The following is a 15,441-nucleotide window of genomic DNA, read 5'->3' as shown; positions in this document are numbered from 1 at the left end:
ATCTCTGATGCACTGGCCCTTTACGCGTACCCCAGGAGCGCCCCATGGCGACAGTCCGTCCCGACCTCACCGGCCGCCACTTCCTCAAAGAGGTGGACTTCACCGCCGAGGAGTTCCGCGGCCTGATCGACCTCGCCGCCGAGCTGAAGGCGGCCAAGAAGGCGGGGACGGAGACGCGGCACCTCGCGGGCCGGAACATCGCGCTGATCTTCGAGAAGACCTCCACCCGTACGCGCTGCGCCTTCGAGGTCGCCGCGGCCGACCAGGGCGCTTCCACGACCTACCTGGACCCGTCCGGCTCGCAGATCGGCCACAAGGAGTCCGTGCGGGACACCGCCCGCGTCCTCGGCCGGATGTTCGACGCCATCGAGTACCGCGGGGACAGCCAGTCCGGTGTCGAGGAGCTCGCCGCGTACGCGGACGTGCCGGTCTACAACGGCCTGACCGACGACTGGCACCCCACGCAGATGCTCGCCGACGTGCTCACGATGGTCGAGCACTGCAGCAAGCCGCTCGACCGGATCGCCTTCGCCTACCTCGGTGACGCCCGCTTCAACATGGGCAACTCGTACCTGGTGACCGGCGCGCTGCTCGGCATGGACGTCCGCATCGTGGCGCCGCGTGAGTACTGGCCGGCCGAGGAGATCGTGGCGCAGGCCCGCAAGCTCGCCGAGACGAGCGGCGCCCGCATCACGCTCACCGAGGACATCCCCGAGGGTGTCGCGGGCGCCGACTTCGTGGTCACCGACGTCTGGGTCTCCATGGGGGAGCCCAAGGGGGTGTGGGCCGAGCGCATAGCTGCTCTCGCGCCGTACGCCGTGACGATGGACGTCCTGCGCGCCACGGGGAACGCGGACGTCAAGTTCCTGCACTGCCTGCCGGCCTTCCACGACCTGGGCACCAAGGTCGGGCGCGAGATCCACGAGACGTACGGCCTGGACTCGCTGGAGGTCACGGACGAGGTCTTCGAGTCGGCGCACTCGGTCGTCTTCGACGAGGCCGAGAACCGGCTGCACACCATCAAGGCGATCATGGTCGCCACGCTGGCCTGACGCCCGCCCCGGCAGGGGAGGCGCGTACTACTCCGGGCTCGTCCGCTGCGCCGGCACCGCGGGAAGGGTGAACCAGACCGCCTTGCCGGACGCGGTGGGGCGATGTCCGCAGGACGAGCTCAGGGTGCGGATGAGCAGCAGCCCGCGCCCGTGCTCCTGCCACGGGTCCGGCTCCTCGGCCGGACCGGGCAGGGTCAGATCGCCGGGCGGCGCCGGGTCCCCGTCGTGCACCTCGACCTGACAGCCCGACGCCAGCAGCTCCACCACCAGCTCGATGGGGCCCGCCCCCGCCGTGTGCTCGACGGCGTTCGCCACCAGCTCGGCTGTGAGCAGCTCCGCCGTGTCGCTGTCGAGCGAGGGCGACTCGATCTCCGTCAGGGCCGTGCGCACCAGGGCACGCGCGACCGGCACCGCGGCCGCGGTGTGCGGTAGCGCGATACGCCAGGAGGTGGGGGCAGGCGGTGTGGGCACGGTGGGTCCGTTCAGGGTGCAGGTGTCCTGACAGGGGGTGACAGGGGCTGACAGCGGAGGAGCTGTCCTGCTTTCAACCATACGAATGGTAAGGCGTCGTCGGACAGAGCCGTCCGACGCCCCTTTTCGGGACGTTCGTCACTTCGTCACTCGCCTCATACGCGCTCCCTACCTGGGCTGAACGCCTGCCGCCAGGATCCCGTATCGCGTACTCGTGACGGAAGTCACGAAGCGGTGATAACTTCATGGAGCGACGTGCCTGCCGCAGGCGCGCCGAACCGTCCGCCGCCCCCGCCCGAGGAGGCCGCACCGCCATGAGTCCCTTCACCGGCTCCGTGCCCCGCACCGACGACTGGCGGCATCTGAGGTACGCCGTCGACGACGGGGTCGCCACCGTCACCCTGGCCCGCCCCGACAAGCTCAACGCGCTCACCTTCGGCGCCTACGCCGACCTGCGCGACCTGCTCGCCGAGCTGTCCCGCGAGCGCTCCGTACGCGCCCTCGTCCTGGCCGGCGAGGGCCGCGGATTCTGCTCCGGCGGTGACGTGGACGAGATCATCGGCGCCACCCTCGCCATGGACACCGCCCAGCTCCTAGACTTCAACCGGATGACCGGCCAGGTCGTACGGGCCGTGCGCGAGTGCCCCTTCCCGGTGATCGCCGCCGTGCACGGGGTCGCTGCGGGCGCGGGCGCCGTCCTCGCACTCGCCGCCGACTTCCGCGTCGCCGACCCGAGCGCCCGCTTCGCGTTCCTCTTCACCCGCGTCGGCCTGTCCGGCGGCGACATGGGCGCCGCGTATCTGCTGCCCCGCGTCGTCGGCCTCGGCCACGCGACGCGCCTGCTCATGCTGGGCGAGCCGGTGCGCGCCCCCGAGGCCGAGCGCATCGGCCTGATCAGCGAGCTGACCGACGAGGGCCAGGTCGACGAGGTCGCGCAGGCCCTGGCCCGCCGCCTCGCCGAGGGTCCCGCCCTCGCGTACGCCCAGACCAAGGCCCTGCTCACCGCCGAACTCGACATGCCCCTGGCCGCCGCCGTCGAAATGGACGCCGCGACCCAGGCCCTCCTCATGAACGGCGAGGACTACGCCGAGTTCCACGCGGCCTTCACGGAGAAACGCGCGCCCAAGTGGCAGGGGCGGTGACCATGGGACCCCTGCGCGTGGCGGTCATCGGCGGCGGACCCGGCGGCCTGTACGCCGCCGCCCTCCTCAAGCGGCTCGACCCGCGCCGCGACATCACGGTCTGGGAGCGCAACGCCCCCGACGACACCTTCGGCTTCGGCGTCGTCCTCTCCGACGAGACGCTCGGCGGCATCGAGCACGCCGACCCCGTCGTCCACGCCGCGCTCCAGGCGGAGTTCGTGCGCTGGGACGACATCGACGTCGTGCACCGCGGCACCCGCCACACCTCGGGCGGCCACGGCTTCGCCGCGCTCGGCCGCCGCAGGCTCCTCGAAATCCTCCACGAGCGCTGCCGGCAGCTCGGCGTGAACCTCCGCTTCCGCTCTCAGGCACCGCCGGCAGCCGACCTCGCCCGCGACCACGACCTGGTCGTCGCCGCCGACGGAGTGCACAGCGCGACCCGCGAGGCCCACGCCGACGCGTTCCGGCCGCGCGTCGAGGAGCACCGCTGCCGCTACATCTGGCTCGCCGCCGACTTCGCCTTCGACGCGTTCCGCTTCGAGACCGCCGAGACCGAGCACGGCGTCATGCAGCTGCACGGATACCCGTACTCGGCGAGCGACAGCACCGTCATCGTCGAGATGCGCGAGGAGGTCTGGCGGGCGGCCGGGTTCGACGAGATCGACGTGCGCGAGTCCGTCGAGCGCTGCGCCAAGATCTTCACCGACGCCCTGGGCGGCCGTGGCCTCAGGTCGAACAACTCCGCCTGGACCGCCTTCCGCACGGTCGTGAACGAGAAGTGGTCGCACGGGAACGTCGTCCTCGTCGGCGACGCCGCGCACACCGCGCACTTCTCCATCGGCTCCGGCACCAAGCTCGCCGTCGAGGACGCCCTCGCGCTCGCCGCCTGCCTCCAGGAGCAGCCCACCACGGCCGAGGGGCTCGCCGCGTACGAGGCGGAGCGGCGGCCCGTCGTCGCCTCCACCCAGCGCGCGGCCCGCGCCAGCCTGGAGTGGTTCGAGAACCTCGGCCTCTATCTCGACCAGCCGGCACGCCAGTTCGCGTTCAACCTCCTCACCCGCAGCCGCCGCGTCACGCACGACAACCTGCGCCTGCGCGACCCCCGCTTCACCGAGGCCGTCGAACGCGACTTCGGCTGCCCGCCCGGCACACCCCCCATGTTCACGCCGCTGCGCCTGCGCGATCTGACCTTGCGCAACCGCGTCGTCGTCTCGCCCATGGACATGTACTCGGCCCAGGCCGGCGTCCCCGGCGACTTCCACCTCGTCCACCTCGGCGCGCGGGCCCTCGGCGGCGCCGGACTCGTCATGACCGAGATGGTGTGCGTCAGCCCCGAGGGCCGCATCACCCCGGGCTGCGGCGGTCTCTACACGCCGGAACAGGCCACGGCCTGGCGCCGCATCACAGAGTTCGCGCACACCCAGGCCCCCGGCACGGCGGTCGGCGTCCAGCTCGGACACTCCGGACGCAAGGGCTCCACGAAGCTGATGTGGGAAGGCATCGACGAACCGCTCCCGGAGGGGAACTGGCCGCTCGTCGCCGCTTCCCCGCTCCCCTACAAGCCGGGCAGCCAGACTCCGCACGAGCTGACGCGGGACGAACTCGCCGATGTCCGCGAGCAGTTCACGTCCGCCGCCGTGCGCGCCGCCGACGCCGGCTTCGACCTCCTCGAACTGCACTGCGCCCACGGCTATCTGCTGTCCGGCTTCCTCTCGCCGCTGAGCAATCACCGGACGGACGCGTACGGCGGCTCGCTCACGAACCGGCTGCGCTTCCCCCTCGAAGTCTTCGACGCCGTACGCGACGTGTGGCCCGGCGACCGCCCCATGACCGTCCGGATCTCCGCCACCGACTGGGCGGACGGCGGCACGGACGCGGACGACGCCGTGGAGATCGCCCGCGCCTTCGCGGCGCACGGCGCCGACGCGATCGACGTGTCGACCGGACAGGTCGTCGCCGACGAGAAACCCGCGTACGGACGCTCCTACCAAGTGCCGTTCGCGGACCGTATCCGCAACGAGACCGGCATCCCGGTGATCTCGGTCGGCGCGATCTCCTCGTGGGACGACGTCAACTCGCTGATCCTGGCCGGGCGCACCGACCTGTGCGCCCTGGCCCGCCCCCACCTCTACGACCCGCACTGGACCCTGCACGCGGCGGCCGAACAGGGCTACGCGGGTCCCGGTGTCGCCTGGCCGAAGCCGTACGAGGCGGGCAGTAGGCCACCGCAGACCGGACGTCTGGACGCGCCCAAGCCCCGGCTCACGCTGGGTGGTTGACGGTGGTGAACGCCGCCCCCGCGTCCCGCAGCCGCTCGTGCAGCGCCCGGAACACGCTCGCCGACCGCGTGCCCGGCCACCGCGCCGGCAGCAGCCCGGCGGGCAGCCCCGGGTCCGCGTACGGCAGATGGCGCCAGGAGTCGAGGGCGAGGAGGTAGTCCCGGTACGCCTCCTCCGGCGCGGCGTCGCCGGGGGAGCGGGCCTGCCAGGCGGCGAGCACCGGCGCGTGCTCGTCGAGGAACGCCTCGTGCAGCGCGGCGAGACGGTCCAGGTCCCACCAGCGCGCGACCGCGTCGGCCGTCGCTGCGAAACCCAGGTGCTCGCCGCGGAACAGATCGACGTACGGGGAGAGTCCGAGGCGTTCCAGGGTGTGCCGGGTCTCCTCGTGCAGGCCCGCCGGGGCGATCCACACGCCGGGCGCCGCCGAGCCGAAGCCGAGTCCGGCCAGCCTCGAGCGCAGGACGTGCCGCTTGGCGCGCTCGGCCTCCGGCACGGAGAACACCGCGAGCACCCAGCCGTCCGCCTCGCCGGCCGGCGCCCCGTAGATGCGCCGGTCGCCGTCGTCCAGGAGCTGCCGCGCGGCCGGCGACAGCGCGTACCCGGCGGCGCCCGACCCCGTGCGCTCCGGCAGGAGCAGCCCGCGCCGCTTGAGGCGGGACACGCAGGACCGCACGGCGGGCGCGTCGACGCCGACCGCGCCGAGGAGACGGATCAGCTCGGCGACAGGCACGGGGCCGGGGAAGCCGCGCCCGTAGGCGCCGTAGAGGGTGACGATCAGGGACCGGGGAGTGTGCAGCTCGGACACGTGGTCACTCTAGATCGCCGGCGGAGCGCAACCGGAACCGCTGGAGCTTCCCGGTCGCCGTGCGCGGCAGGGCATCCAGGAAGACGATCTCGCGCGGGCACTTGTACGGCACCAGCTCGGCCTTCACGAACGCCCGCAGCGCGTCCGGGTCCCGGCGGGCGCCCTCGCGCAGCACGACATAGGCGACCGCGATCTGCCCGCGCTCGTCGTCGGGGCGGCCCACCACCGCGGTCTCCGCGACGTCCGGGTGGCGCAGCAGCGCGTCCTCGACCTCGGGGCCCGCGATGTTGTACCCCGCCGAAATGATCATGTCGTCGGCGCGGGCGACGTACCGGAAGTAGCCGTCGGGCTCGCGGACATACGTGTCCCCGGTGACGTTCCAGCCGCCGCGGACGTACGTCGTCTGCCGCTCGTCGGCGAGATAGCGGCAGCCGACCGGGCCGCGCACGGCGAGCAACCCCGGTTCCCCGTCCGGCACTTCGGAACCCGCGGCGTCGACCACGCGCGCCTGCCACCCGGGCACGGGCACGCCCGTCGTCCCGGGGCGGATCGCGTCGTCGGCGGCGGAGATGAAGATGTGCAGGAGTTCCGTGGCGCCGATGCCGTTGATGATGCGGATCCCCGTCGCTTCGTGCCAGGCCCGCCAGGTCGCGGCCGGCAGGTTCTCGCCCGCGGAGACGCACCGCCGCAGCGACGAGAGCGCGCGCCCGTCGGTGCCGTCGAGGAGCGCTCGGTACGCGGTCGGGGCGGTGAACAGGACGGACACCCCGTGCTCGGCGATCGCCGGCAGCAGCTGCCTCGGCCCCGCCTGTTCGAGCAGAAGCGACGAGGCGCCGGCCCGCAGCGGGAAGATGACGAGCCCGCCGAGCCCGAACGTGAAACCGAGCGGCGGACTCCCCGCGAACACGTCGTCCGGCGTCGGCCGCAGGACATGGCGTGCGAAGGTGTCCGCGATGGCGAGGACGTCCCGGTGGAAGTGCATGCAGCCCTTGGGGCGCCCGGTCGTGCCCGACGTGAACGCGATCAGGGCGACGTCGTCGGCGGCGGTCGCCACGGCCTCGTACGTCTCGGGCAGCCCGGAGCCGCGCCTGAGGAGGTCGTCGGGCCCTTCGCCGCCGAAGGGCGTGACGTGCAGCCCGGGTACCTCGGCCTTCACCAGGTCGTCCAGGGTCCTGGCGTCGCAGAGCGCGTGCGTGACCCGCGCGATGGAGCAGACCGTCGCCAGCTCCTGCGCCCGCGCCTGCGCGAGCACGGTGACGGCGACCGCGCCCGCCTTCATCACGGCCAGCCAACAGGCCGCGAGCCAGGGCGTGGTGGGGCCGCGAAGCAGCACCCGGTTCCCCGGCCGCACGCCCAGCTCGCCGCTGAGCAGATGCGCGATCCGGTCGACGCGGCGCAGCAGCTCCCCGTATGTCCACACCTCCCCGTCGCCCGTGCGGAACGCGGGACGGTCGGGGCCGAACCGTTCGACGGTGCGGTCGAGCAGCTCGGCCCCGCAGTTCAGTTGCTGCGGATAGCGCAGTTCGGGGAGGTCGAAGACGAGGTCGGGCCAGAGTTCGGGCGGCGGGAGATGGTCGCGCGCGAAGGTGTCGACGTGGGCCGACGTGTGCTGTGGCGGAGCGTCTGTCATGGCCGTGCGCCCCCTAGGAACGAAAGACCCTGCTGTGGTGGGCTCGCGGAACGAGCGTATCGTGATGGTGACGACAGTCAACGGTCCGCGATACCGTGACGGAGCCGGCCCGAGCCGCCGGCGAACCGGGAGGCGCCGACAGATGACCGCAAAGTCCGCAGCTCCGTCATTCTCGCTCGATCCAGCGCAGACCGCCTGGTGTGCCGAGCTGCGCGCGCTCGCCGCCGAGCGGCTCGCACCCCTCGCCGAGAAGGGCGAGCCGGGGAAGGTGAACCGGCCGCTCGTCGCCGAGCTCGGCCGCCTCGGCCTCCTGGAGCGGCTGTTCCGCTCCGGCGCCCTCGACCTGTGCCTGATGCGCGAGTCCCTCGCCCGCGCCTGCACGGAGGCCGAGACCGCGCTCGCCCTCCAGGGGCTCGGCGCGCACCCCGTGCACGCGTACGGCACCGACGCCCAGCGCGCACACTGGCTGCCGCGCGTCAGTGACGGCACCGCCGTCGCGGCCTTCGCGCTCAGCGAGCCGGGCGCGGGCTCCGACGCCGCGGCCCTCGCCCTGCGCGCCGAGCCCGACGGCACCGGAGGCTGGTGCCTCATCGGCGAGAAGACCTGGATCTCGAACGCCCCCGAGGCCGACTTCTACACCGTCTTCGCCCGTACGGCCCCGGACGCCGGAGCGCGCGGAGTCACCGCGTTCCTGGTCCCCGCCGACCGCCCCGGACTCACCGGCACCCCCCTCGACATGCTGTCCCCGCACCCCATCGGCTCCCTCGACTTCGACGCGGTCCCGGTCACCGCCGACGACGTGCTCGGCGAACCGGACCGCGGCTTCCGCGTCGCCATGACCACCCTGAACCTCTTCCGCCCGAGCGTCGGCGCCTTCGCCGTCGGCATGGCGCAGGCCGCGCTCGACGCGACGCTCGACCACACCGCCCGGCGCGACGCGTTCGGCGGCAAGCTGAAGGACCTCCAGACGGTCGCGCACCAGGTGGCCGATCTCGCCCTGCGCACCGAGGCGGCCCGCCTCATGGTCTACGCGGCCGCGGCGGCCTACGACGCGGGCGCCCCCGACGTGCCGCAGCGCGCCGCGATGGCGAAGCTCCTCGCCACCGAGACCGCCCAGCACGTCGTCGACACCGCCGTCCAGCTGCACGGCGCCCGCGCCCTGCAACGCGGCCACCTCCTCGAACACCTCTACCGCGAGGTGCGGGCCCCCCGCATCTACGAAGGGGCGAGCGAGGTCCAACGCGCGATCATCGCAAAGGAGTTGTACGCGTGAGCGGCATCGAGCGGATCAACCCACCCGAACTCTCCCCGCCCACCGGCTTCTCGCACGCCGTCACCGCCACCGGCGGCCGCCTCGTCTTCCTCGCCGGCCAGACCGCCCTCGACGCGGACGGCAAGATCACCGGCGACACGCTCCCGGAGCAGTTCGAGCGGGCCCTGACCAACCTCCTCACCGCCCTGCGCCACGCGGGAGGCACCCCCGACACCCTCGCCCGCGTCACCGTCTACGCCACCGACATCGCCGACTACCGCACCCACGCCCGCGAACTCGGCCGAATCTGGCGCGAGTTGGCGGGCCGCGACTACCCGGCGATGGCGGTGATCGGCACGACCCGGCTGTGGGACGAGCAGGCTCTGGTGGAACTGGACGGCCTGGCGGTCCTGCCGGACTAGGGCCTCTCGTCTGGATCACGCCGGGCTCGCGGGTCCTGGCACCGCACCTCGCGGCGTTGTCGTCAGTCGCCGACTCCCCCAAGTTCTCGGCTGCGCTCGAGCAGGGGGGACCCCCATGGCCCCGCTCCCTGATCCGGCCTGATCCAGACGAAAGGCCCTGGGGCAGGGCCCGTCAGTCCCGGCCGCGAACCCCGGCGTCGAGCCCGAAGAGCACGCCCGCACCCCGATGTGAGGGGCCGGCCGGCTACTCCTGCGGCAGGATCACCGCGCGTCCGCGCACGGTCCCGTCGTGCAGCCGCTGGTAGGCGGTGGGCGCGTCGTCGATGCCGTACGTCTCCACGTGCACGGAGATGACCCCGGCCCGCGCCAGGTCGAGCACCTCCATCAGCTCGCTGCGGCTGCCCCAGTACGGCGCGGTCACCGACGCCTCGTACGGTGTGGTGCCGAAGCCGACCGCGAGGCTGCCGCTGCCGAGGCCGACGATGGTGACATCGCCCTCGACCGCCACGCAGCCGCCCGCCGTGGCCACCGTGGGCGCGGCCCCGACGAAGTCGAAGACCGCCTCGGCGCCCTTGCCGCCGGTCAACTCCCCGACGACAGCCACGGATTCGGCGTCCGACAGGATCGCCTCATGGGCGCCCACCTCGCGGGCGAGCGCCAGCTTCTCCTCGTTCACGTCGAGCGCGATCACCCACGCCGGGGACAGCGCGCGCAGGAGCTGGATCGCGACGTGCCCGAGCCCGCCCGTGCCGATCACGACGGCCGTCGACCCCGGCACCAGTTTCGGCAGCGACCGCTTGATCGCGTGGTACGGCGTCAGGCCGGCATCGGTCAGCGGCACCGCCTGCACCGGGTCGAGGCCGCCGAGCGGCACGAGATGGCGGGGGCTGTCCACGACCATGTACTCGGCCATGGCGCCGGGCGCGCCGAGGCCGGGCGGGTGGATACCGAGTTCCTTGGCGCGCAGACAGTAATTCTCCTTGCCCTCCGCGCACTTGGCACAGGTGCCGCAGCCCCACGGCCCGTAGACGGCGACCGCGTCGCCGACCTCGACGGCCACCACCCCGTCACCCACCGCAGCGACCGTGCCGACGCCCTCGTGGCCGAGCGTGAGCGGCAGCGGGAAGCCCAGCTGCTCGGCGGGCAGGCTCATCACGGCGACGTCGGAGTGGCAGACACCGGCCGCCGTCATCCGCAGCAGCACCTCGCCGGGACCGGGGGCGGGCACGGGGATCTGCACGACTTCGGGAGCGGCACCCACCGTGCGGTACTGGACGGCCTTCATCAGCTCGGTCACGTGCGTTCCTCCCGGGAGCGGTGCGGGGGCCCGGTGGCCACCCTCCCCGGGATCCATGTCACCGGCCGGCGGCCGTCACACCAGGAGACCCGCTCAGTGGTCCATGTGCGCCGCGATGTCCTCCACGCACGCGCGCAGGGCCGGGACGTGCGCGCGCAGTTCGTCGGCGCCGGTCAGGGCGACGGCCGCGCCGAGCGAGACGGCGAGGCGCGGCGCCTGTCCGTGCGGCGGGGGCACGGCGACGGCGATCGACCGGACGCCGACCTCGTTCTCCTCGTCGACCTCGGCCCAGCCGCGCTCGCGCACGGCGTCGAGCTCCTCGCGGACCGCCGCCGGGTCGGTCACGGTGCGGGCGGTGACCGCGCTCAGGTCGGCCGCGAGCAGCTCGTCGCGCTCGCGCTCGGCAAGGCCCGCGACGAGGACCTTGCCGAGCGAGGTCGCGTGCCAGGCGTTACGGGTGCCCTCCGCGCTGCGCAGCTGAAGGTGCTGCGTGCCCTGCGCGGTGAGGACGAGCAGCACGTCCCTGTCGTAGAGGATGCCCGCGATGGCGGGCAGGCCCGTGCGGTCGGCGAGCCTCCGCATCGGCGCCGCCGCCGCGGAGTAGCCGGCCGGTGAGCGCTGAAATCCCCGCGACAGTTCGAGCACCCGGGCGCCCAGCGCGTAGCGCCGGGTGTCCTCGTCGTACGCCACGAACCGTTCGGCGGCGAGCCGGCCGAGGAGCCGGTGGGCGCTGCTGACCGGGAGCGCCGCGGCGCGGGCCGCGGCGCTCACCCCCAGGCCCGCGGGATGGTCGGCCAGCACGGTGAGGAGTCGCAGGCCCCGGCCGAGCATGTCGTCGCCGGACGTCGTGGTCACGCTGCTCGTCTCCCGTGTGCTGCGCCCGAACGCCGGGACCGGTCCCCGGCGCACTCAGGTGGTGGTGGCAGCGGTGGGCTGCCGGTTCACCGTACCCGGGCGGGGACCGGACGGACGGGGCTCGTGCACCGCCAGCATCAGCGCGGCCGAGACCAGCGCGCCCGCCGCCATGAACGCGAAGGCCCCTGCGTCCCCGAGCGACGTGCCGCGCACCCAGCCCACGAGATACGTTCCGGCGAACGAGCCGAGCGCGCCGAACGAGTTGACCATCGCCACCGCTGCGCCCGAGACGCCCGCCGGGGCGAGCGTGGAGACGAGCGCGAAGTACGGGCCGTAGGGCGCGTACAGGCACAGGCCCGCCACCACGAGCAGCGCGAGCGCCACGGGGAAGTGGGACCCGGCCGCGTACGAGCCGAACAGGGCGAGCCCGCCGGCACCGAGCCAGGGCCACACGGCCGCCTTGCGCCGCCCGCTGTGGTCGGACAGCCGCGAGTTGAGCAGCATGGCGACGACCGCGAACGCGTACGGCACGGCGGTCAGCAGACCGGTGGCGCCGATGCCTTCGCCGGAGCCCTTCTTCACGATCGACGGCAGCCAGAAGATGAAGCCGTACATGCCGAACGACCAGAAGAAGTACTGCACGGCCATCAGCAGCACGGGGCGCGAGCGCAGGACCTTGCCGTACTCCTCGCGCAGGGTCCCGGAGGCGGTGGGCGCGGAGGCGCGGTCCCCGCGCAGGACTTCCAGCTCGGCCGGGGCGACCCACTTGGCGTCCTCGGGGCGGTCCTTGATGAGCCGCAGGCAGAACAGGCCCCAGATGACCGAGGGCACTCCCTCGGCGATGAACATCACGCGCCAGTCCGTGACCGACACCAGCCAGCCCGACAGGGCGGAGAGCCACATCACGGTGACCGGATTGCCCAGGATGAGCAGGGTGTTGGCGCGGCCGCGCTCGCCGTGCGTGAACCAGCGGCTGAGCAGCATCACCATCGACGGCAGCACCGCGCCCTCGACGACACCGAGCGCGAACCGCACGGCGATCAGCTGCCCCGGGCTGCTCAGCAGGCCCTGCACCACGGCGAGCAGCCCCCACAGCACCGTCGACCAGGCGACGAGCCGGCGCGCGCTGCGCTGCTCGGCGTAGATCGTGCCGGGGATCTGGAAGAAGAAGTAGCCGAGGAAGAACGACGCGGCGATCAGCGAGTCGAGGCCCGCGGACAGATGCAGCTCGTCGGCCATGCCGCCGGCGGAGGCGATCGCGTAGTTCGACTTGTCGAGATAGGCGAGCGAGTACGTGATGAACGCGACCGGTATCAGGTGCCGGGCGCGGGTCGAGCTCCAGAAGCCGCCGGTGGACGGCCGGGAGGGTGACGGCGCTGTCATCCCTTGACCCCCTGTTTTCCGTGAGATGGAAAGTGTTTCACTGGGCGGGAAGACGTTACGAGGGAGTGGCGGCCGGGTCAATGGGTCGCCCGCATGCCGCGACGGCAAGCAGCCGAAGGAGAAACCCGCGATGACCGATACCGACGTGCTCGTCCCCTGGCCGCAGCTCGACCAGCGCCACGGCCCCTGGCCCGACGGCGTCCGCGTCCACGTGTGGGACGGCGTGACGCCCGCGTCCGAACTCCCGCAAGACGTCCTGGACGCCGTGGAGTTCTGGGTGATGCCCTACGCGGTGCCCGACGCGGACCGGCTGCTGCCCCGGCTCCCGCGCCTGCGCGCCGTCCAGTCCCTCAGCGCCGGAATCGAGAAGCTCCAGCCGCAGCTCCCCGAGGGCGTCACCCTGCACAACGGCCGCGGCCTGCACGACGCCTCCACCGCGGAGCACGCCCTCGGCCTCATCCTCGCGGCCCAGCGCGAACTGCCCCGCTGGGCCGCCGACCAGGTGGCCGGCCGCTGGGACCCGCACTTCACGCGCTCGCTCGCCGACAGCCGCGTCGCGATCGTCGGCTACGGCTCGATCGGCTCGGCCCTGGAGGCCCGGCTCCTCGCCTGCGAGGCCGAGGTCGTCCGCGTCGCCCGACGCGCCCGCCCCGACGAGCGGGTCCATGCGATCGCGGACCTGTCCGAACTGCTCCCCGGCCTCGACATCGTGGTCCTCGTCCTGCCCGAGAACCCGGCCACGGTCGGCCTGTTCGGCCCGAAGGAAATGGCCGCACTGCCGGACGGCGCCCTCGTCGTCAACGTCGGCCGCGGCCGCACCCTCGACACCGAGGCCCTGCTCGCCGAGACCGTCACGGGCCGGCTGCGCGCCGCCCTCGACGTCACCGACCCGGAGCCCCTCCCCGCGGACCACGCCCTGCGCCACGCCCCCGGCGTCCTCATCACCCCGCACGTGGCCGGCGGCTCGGCGGCCTTCCGCCCGCGCGCCGAGCGCCTGATCGTGGAGCAGATACGCCGATGGGCCGCGGAAGAGGAACTGCTCAACCTCTTCCCGCGGCCCTGAACGACGTCAATCGCGTCAGATGTCCCGGAACGTCTCGATCTGTGCACCAACGGAGTTGAGCCGCTCGGCCAGGTCCTCGTAGCCGCGGTTGATCACGTAGACGTTGCGCAGTACGGACGTGCCCTCGGCGGCCATCATCGCGAGCAGCACGACGACGGCGGGGCGCAGTGCGGGCGGGCACATCATCTCGGCGGCGCGCCAGCGCGTCGGGCCCTCGACGAGGACGCGGTGCGGGTCGAGCAGCTGGAGGCGCCCGCCGAGCCGGTTCAGGTCCGTGAGATAGATCGCGCGGTTGTCGTAGACCCAGTCGTGGATGAGGGTCTGGCCCTGGGCCGCCGCCGCGATGGCCGCGAAGAAGGGCACGTTGTCGATGTTGAGGCCGGGGAACGGCATCGGGTGGATCTTGTCGATCGGCGCCTCCAGTTTGGAGGGCCGGACGGTGAGGTCCACCAGGCGCGTACGGCCGTTGTCCGCGAAGTACTCGGCGGAGCGGTCGTGGTCGAGGCCCATCTCCTCCAGGACCGCGAGCTCTATCTCCAGGAACTCGATCGGCACCCGCTTCACCGTCAGTTCGGACTCGGTGACCACCGCGGCGGCCAGCAGGCTCATCGCCTCGACCGGGTCCTCGGACGGCGAGTAGTCGACGTCGACGTCGATCTGCGGCACGCCGTGCACGGTGAGGGTGGTCGTACCGATGCCCTCGACGCGAATGCCCAGGGCCTCGAGGAAGAAGCAGAGGTCCTGGACCATGTAGTTCGAGGACGCGTTGCGGATGACGGTGGTGCCGTCGTGGCGGGCGGCCGCGAGCAGCGCGTTCTCGGTCACGGTGTCGCCGCGCTCGGTCAGCACGATCGGCCGGCTGGGGGAGACACCCGCCTCGACCTGCGCGTGGTAGAGCCCCTCGGTCGCCGTGATGTCCAGGCCGAACCGGCGCAGCGCGATCATGTGCGGCTCGATGGTGCGGGTGCCGAGGTCGCAGCCGCCCGCGTACGGCAGCTTGAAGTGGTCGAGGCGGTGCAGGAGCGGGCCGAGGAACATGATGATCGAGCGCGTGCGGCGGGCGGCGGCCGCGTCGATGGCGTCCATGTCGAGGGCGGCCGGCGGCACGATCTCCAGGTCCACGCCGTCGTTGATCCACCGGGTGCGGACACCGATGGAGTTCAGGACCTCGAGGAGGCGGTAGACCTCCTCGATGCGGGCGACGCGGCGCAGGACCGTGCGGCCCCTGTTGAGGAGCGAGGCGCACAGCAGCGCCACGCAGGCGTTCTTGCTCGTCTTCACGTCGATCGACCCGGACAGGCGACGGCCGCCGACCACGCGCAGGTGCATCGGACCCGAGTAGCCCAGAGAGACGATTTCACTGTCGAGCGCCTCGCCTATTCGGGCGATCATCTCAAGGCTGATGTTTTGGTTGCCGCGCTCGATGCGGTTGACGGCGCTCTGGCTGGTACCGAGCGCCTCGGCGAGCTGCGATTGTGTCCAGCCCCGGTGCTGCCGGGCGTCACGGATGAGCTTGCCGATACGTACGAGGTAGTCGTCTGCCATGGCGGCAGGCTATCTCAGATATGAGATGCCGCATTCCGGCGGGTCCATTGGGGTGACGGGCCGTCAACCGGCCCTGGTGGCGCGCCGGCGGGCGTGCGGGACGATGGGGGGGCGGTCCGCCGGTGGCGCGGCGGGACGGCTCGGCGAAACCCGGGCATGACCAGTCCGGCCTCATGTATTAGAGTTATCTCGACATCGAGATATCTACAGAGGCACACCGCAACCGCCATGCTCGGTAAGGGTTA

General features: G+C 72.6%; 13 protein-coding genes. 6 read left to right on the top strand and 7 right to left on the bottom strand.

Translation table 11 applies throughout. The features are described from left to right. Window positions 1-44: 44 nt before the first annotated feature. On the top strand, window positions 45-1,052 hold the full coding sequence (argF, locus tag OHA58_RS07830) for an ornithine carbamoyltransferase (protein WP_405477724.1): 1,008 nt from the start codon (window positions 45-47) through the stop codon (window positions 1,050-1,052). Between the two features lie 27 nt (window positions 1,053-1,079). Here the strand turns inward: argF and OHA58_RS07825 are convergent, their stop codons facing one another. Then, entirely contained in the window at window positions 1,080-1,604 is a 525-nt protein-coding gene (locus OHA58_RS07825; protein WP_405477722.1) for an ATP-binding protein, read from the bottom strand. Between the two features lie 233 nt (window positions 1,605-1,837). Here OHA58_RS07825 and OHA58_RS07820 point away from each other — a divergent pair, with 233 nt between their 5' ends. Then, the gene (locus tag OHA58_RS07820) at window positions 1,838-2,665 is read left to right on the top strand and encodes an enoyl-CoA hydratase family protein (protein WP_405477720.1); all 828 of its coding nucleotides are present in this window, start codon (window positions 1,838-1,840) and stop codon (window positions 2,663-2,665) included. A 2-nt stretch (window positions 2,666-2,667) separates the two neighbouring features. Further along, window positions 2,668-4,944: a bifunctional salicylyl-CoA 5-hydroxylase/oxidoreductase gene (locus OHA58_RS07815; RefSeq protein ID WP_405477718.1), complete on the top strand. Its 2,277-nt coding sequence runs from the start codon at window positions 2,668-2,670 to the stop codon at window positions 4,942-4,944. Here OHA58_RS07815 and OHA58_RS07810 read toward each other — a convergent pair. Next, complete coding sequence (locus OHA58_RS07810; protein WP_405477716.1) at window positions 4,928-5,749, bottom strand: PaaX family transcriptional regulator C-terminal domain-containing protein; 822 nt, start codon at window positions 5,747-5,749, stop codon at window positions 4,928-4,930. The two genes, OHA58_RS07815 and OHA58_RS07810, sit on opposite strands and share 17 nt — an antisense overlap. A gap of 4 nt (window positions 5,750-5,753) precedes the next feature. After that, window positions 5,754-7,379 (bottom strand): AMP-binding protein, encoded by a 1,626-nt coding sequence (locus tag OHA58_RS07805; protein WP_405477714.1) that lies wholly within the window; start codon window positions 7,377-7,379, stop codon window positions 5,754-5,756. 142 nt (window positions 7,380-7,521) lie between these two features. Between OHA58_RS07805 and OHA58_RS07800 the strand changes: the two genes are divergently transcribed. Together OHA58_RS07800 and OHA58_RS07795 are read left to right on the top strand one after the other, a co-directional pair. Further along, window positions 7,522-8,652, top strand: a complete 1,131-nt coding sequence (locus tag OHA58_RS07800) for an acyl-CoA dehydrogenase family protein (protein ID WP_405477712.1) — start codon at window positions 7,522-7,524, stop codon at window positions 8,650-8,652. Beyond that, a complete protein-coding gene (locus OHA58_RS07795; protein ID WP_405477710.1) occupies window positions 8,649-9,053 on the top strand; it encodes a RidA family protein in 405 nt (134 codons plus the stop codon). Before OHA58_RS07800 ends, OHA58_RS07795 begins: the two co-directional genes overlap by 4 nt. Window positions 9,054-9,297: 244 nt before the next feature. On the opposite strand, the gene OHA58_RS07790 is transcribed toward OHA58_RS07795, so the two are convergent. From OHA58_RS07790 to OHA58_RS07780, 3 genes are all read right to left on the bottom strand, one after another. Beyond that, window positions 9,298-10,338: an NAD(P)-dependent alcohol dehydrogenase gene (locus OHA58_RS07790; RefSeq protein ID WP_405484856.1), complete on the bottom strand. Its 1,041-nt coding sequence runs from the start codon at window positions 10,336-10,338 to the stop codon at window positions 9,298-9,300. Window positions 10,339-10,443: 105 nt separating this feature from the next. Continuing rightward, a complete protein-coding gene (locus OHA58_RS07785) occupies window positions 10,444-11,205 on the bottom strand; it encodes an IclR family transcriptional regulator (RefSeq protein ID WP_405477708.1) in 762 nt (253 codons plus the stop codon). Window positions 11,206-11,259: 54 nt separating this feature from the next. Beyond that, window positions 11,260-12,588: an MFS transporter gene (locus OHA58_RS07780; protein ID WP_405477706.1), complete on the bottom strand. Its 1,329-nt coding sequence runs from the start codon at window positions 12,586-12,588 to the stop codon at window positions 11,260-11,262. Between the two features lie 130 nt (window positions 12,589-12,718). Here OHA58_RS07780 and OHA58_RS07775 point away from each other — a divergent pair, with 130 nt between their 5' ends. Next, on the top strand, window positions 12,719-13,651 hold the full coding sequence (locus tag OHA58_RS07775; protein ID WP_405477704.1) for a 2-hydroxyacid dehydrogenase: 933 nt from the start codon (window positions 12,719-12,721) through the stop codon (window positions 13,649-13,651). A 15-nt stretch (window positions 13,652-13,666) separates the two neighbouring features. On the opposite strand, the gene OHA58_RS07770 is transcribed toward OHA58_RS07775, so the two are convergent. Next, on the bottom strand, window positions 13,667-15,196 hold the full coding sequence (locus tag OHA58_RS07770; protein WP_405477702.1) for a helix-turn-helix domain-containing protein: 1,530 nt from the start codon (window positions 15,194-15,196) through the stop codon (window positions 13,667-13,669). Between the last annotated feature and the right edge of the window lie 245 nt (window positions 15,197-15,441).

Source organism: Streptomyces sp. NBC_00009 (genome assembly GCF_045040855.1).
Taxonomy (GTDB): domain Bacteria; phylum Actinomycetota; class Actinomycetes; order Streptomycetales; family Streptomycetaceae; genus Streptomyces; species Streptomyces aureus.
Note: the sequence above shows the minus strand (reverse complement) of the source record. Positions and strands in the feature narration are given on the sequence as shown.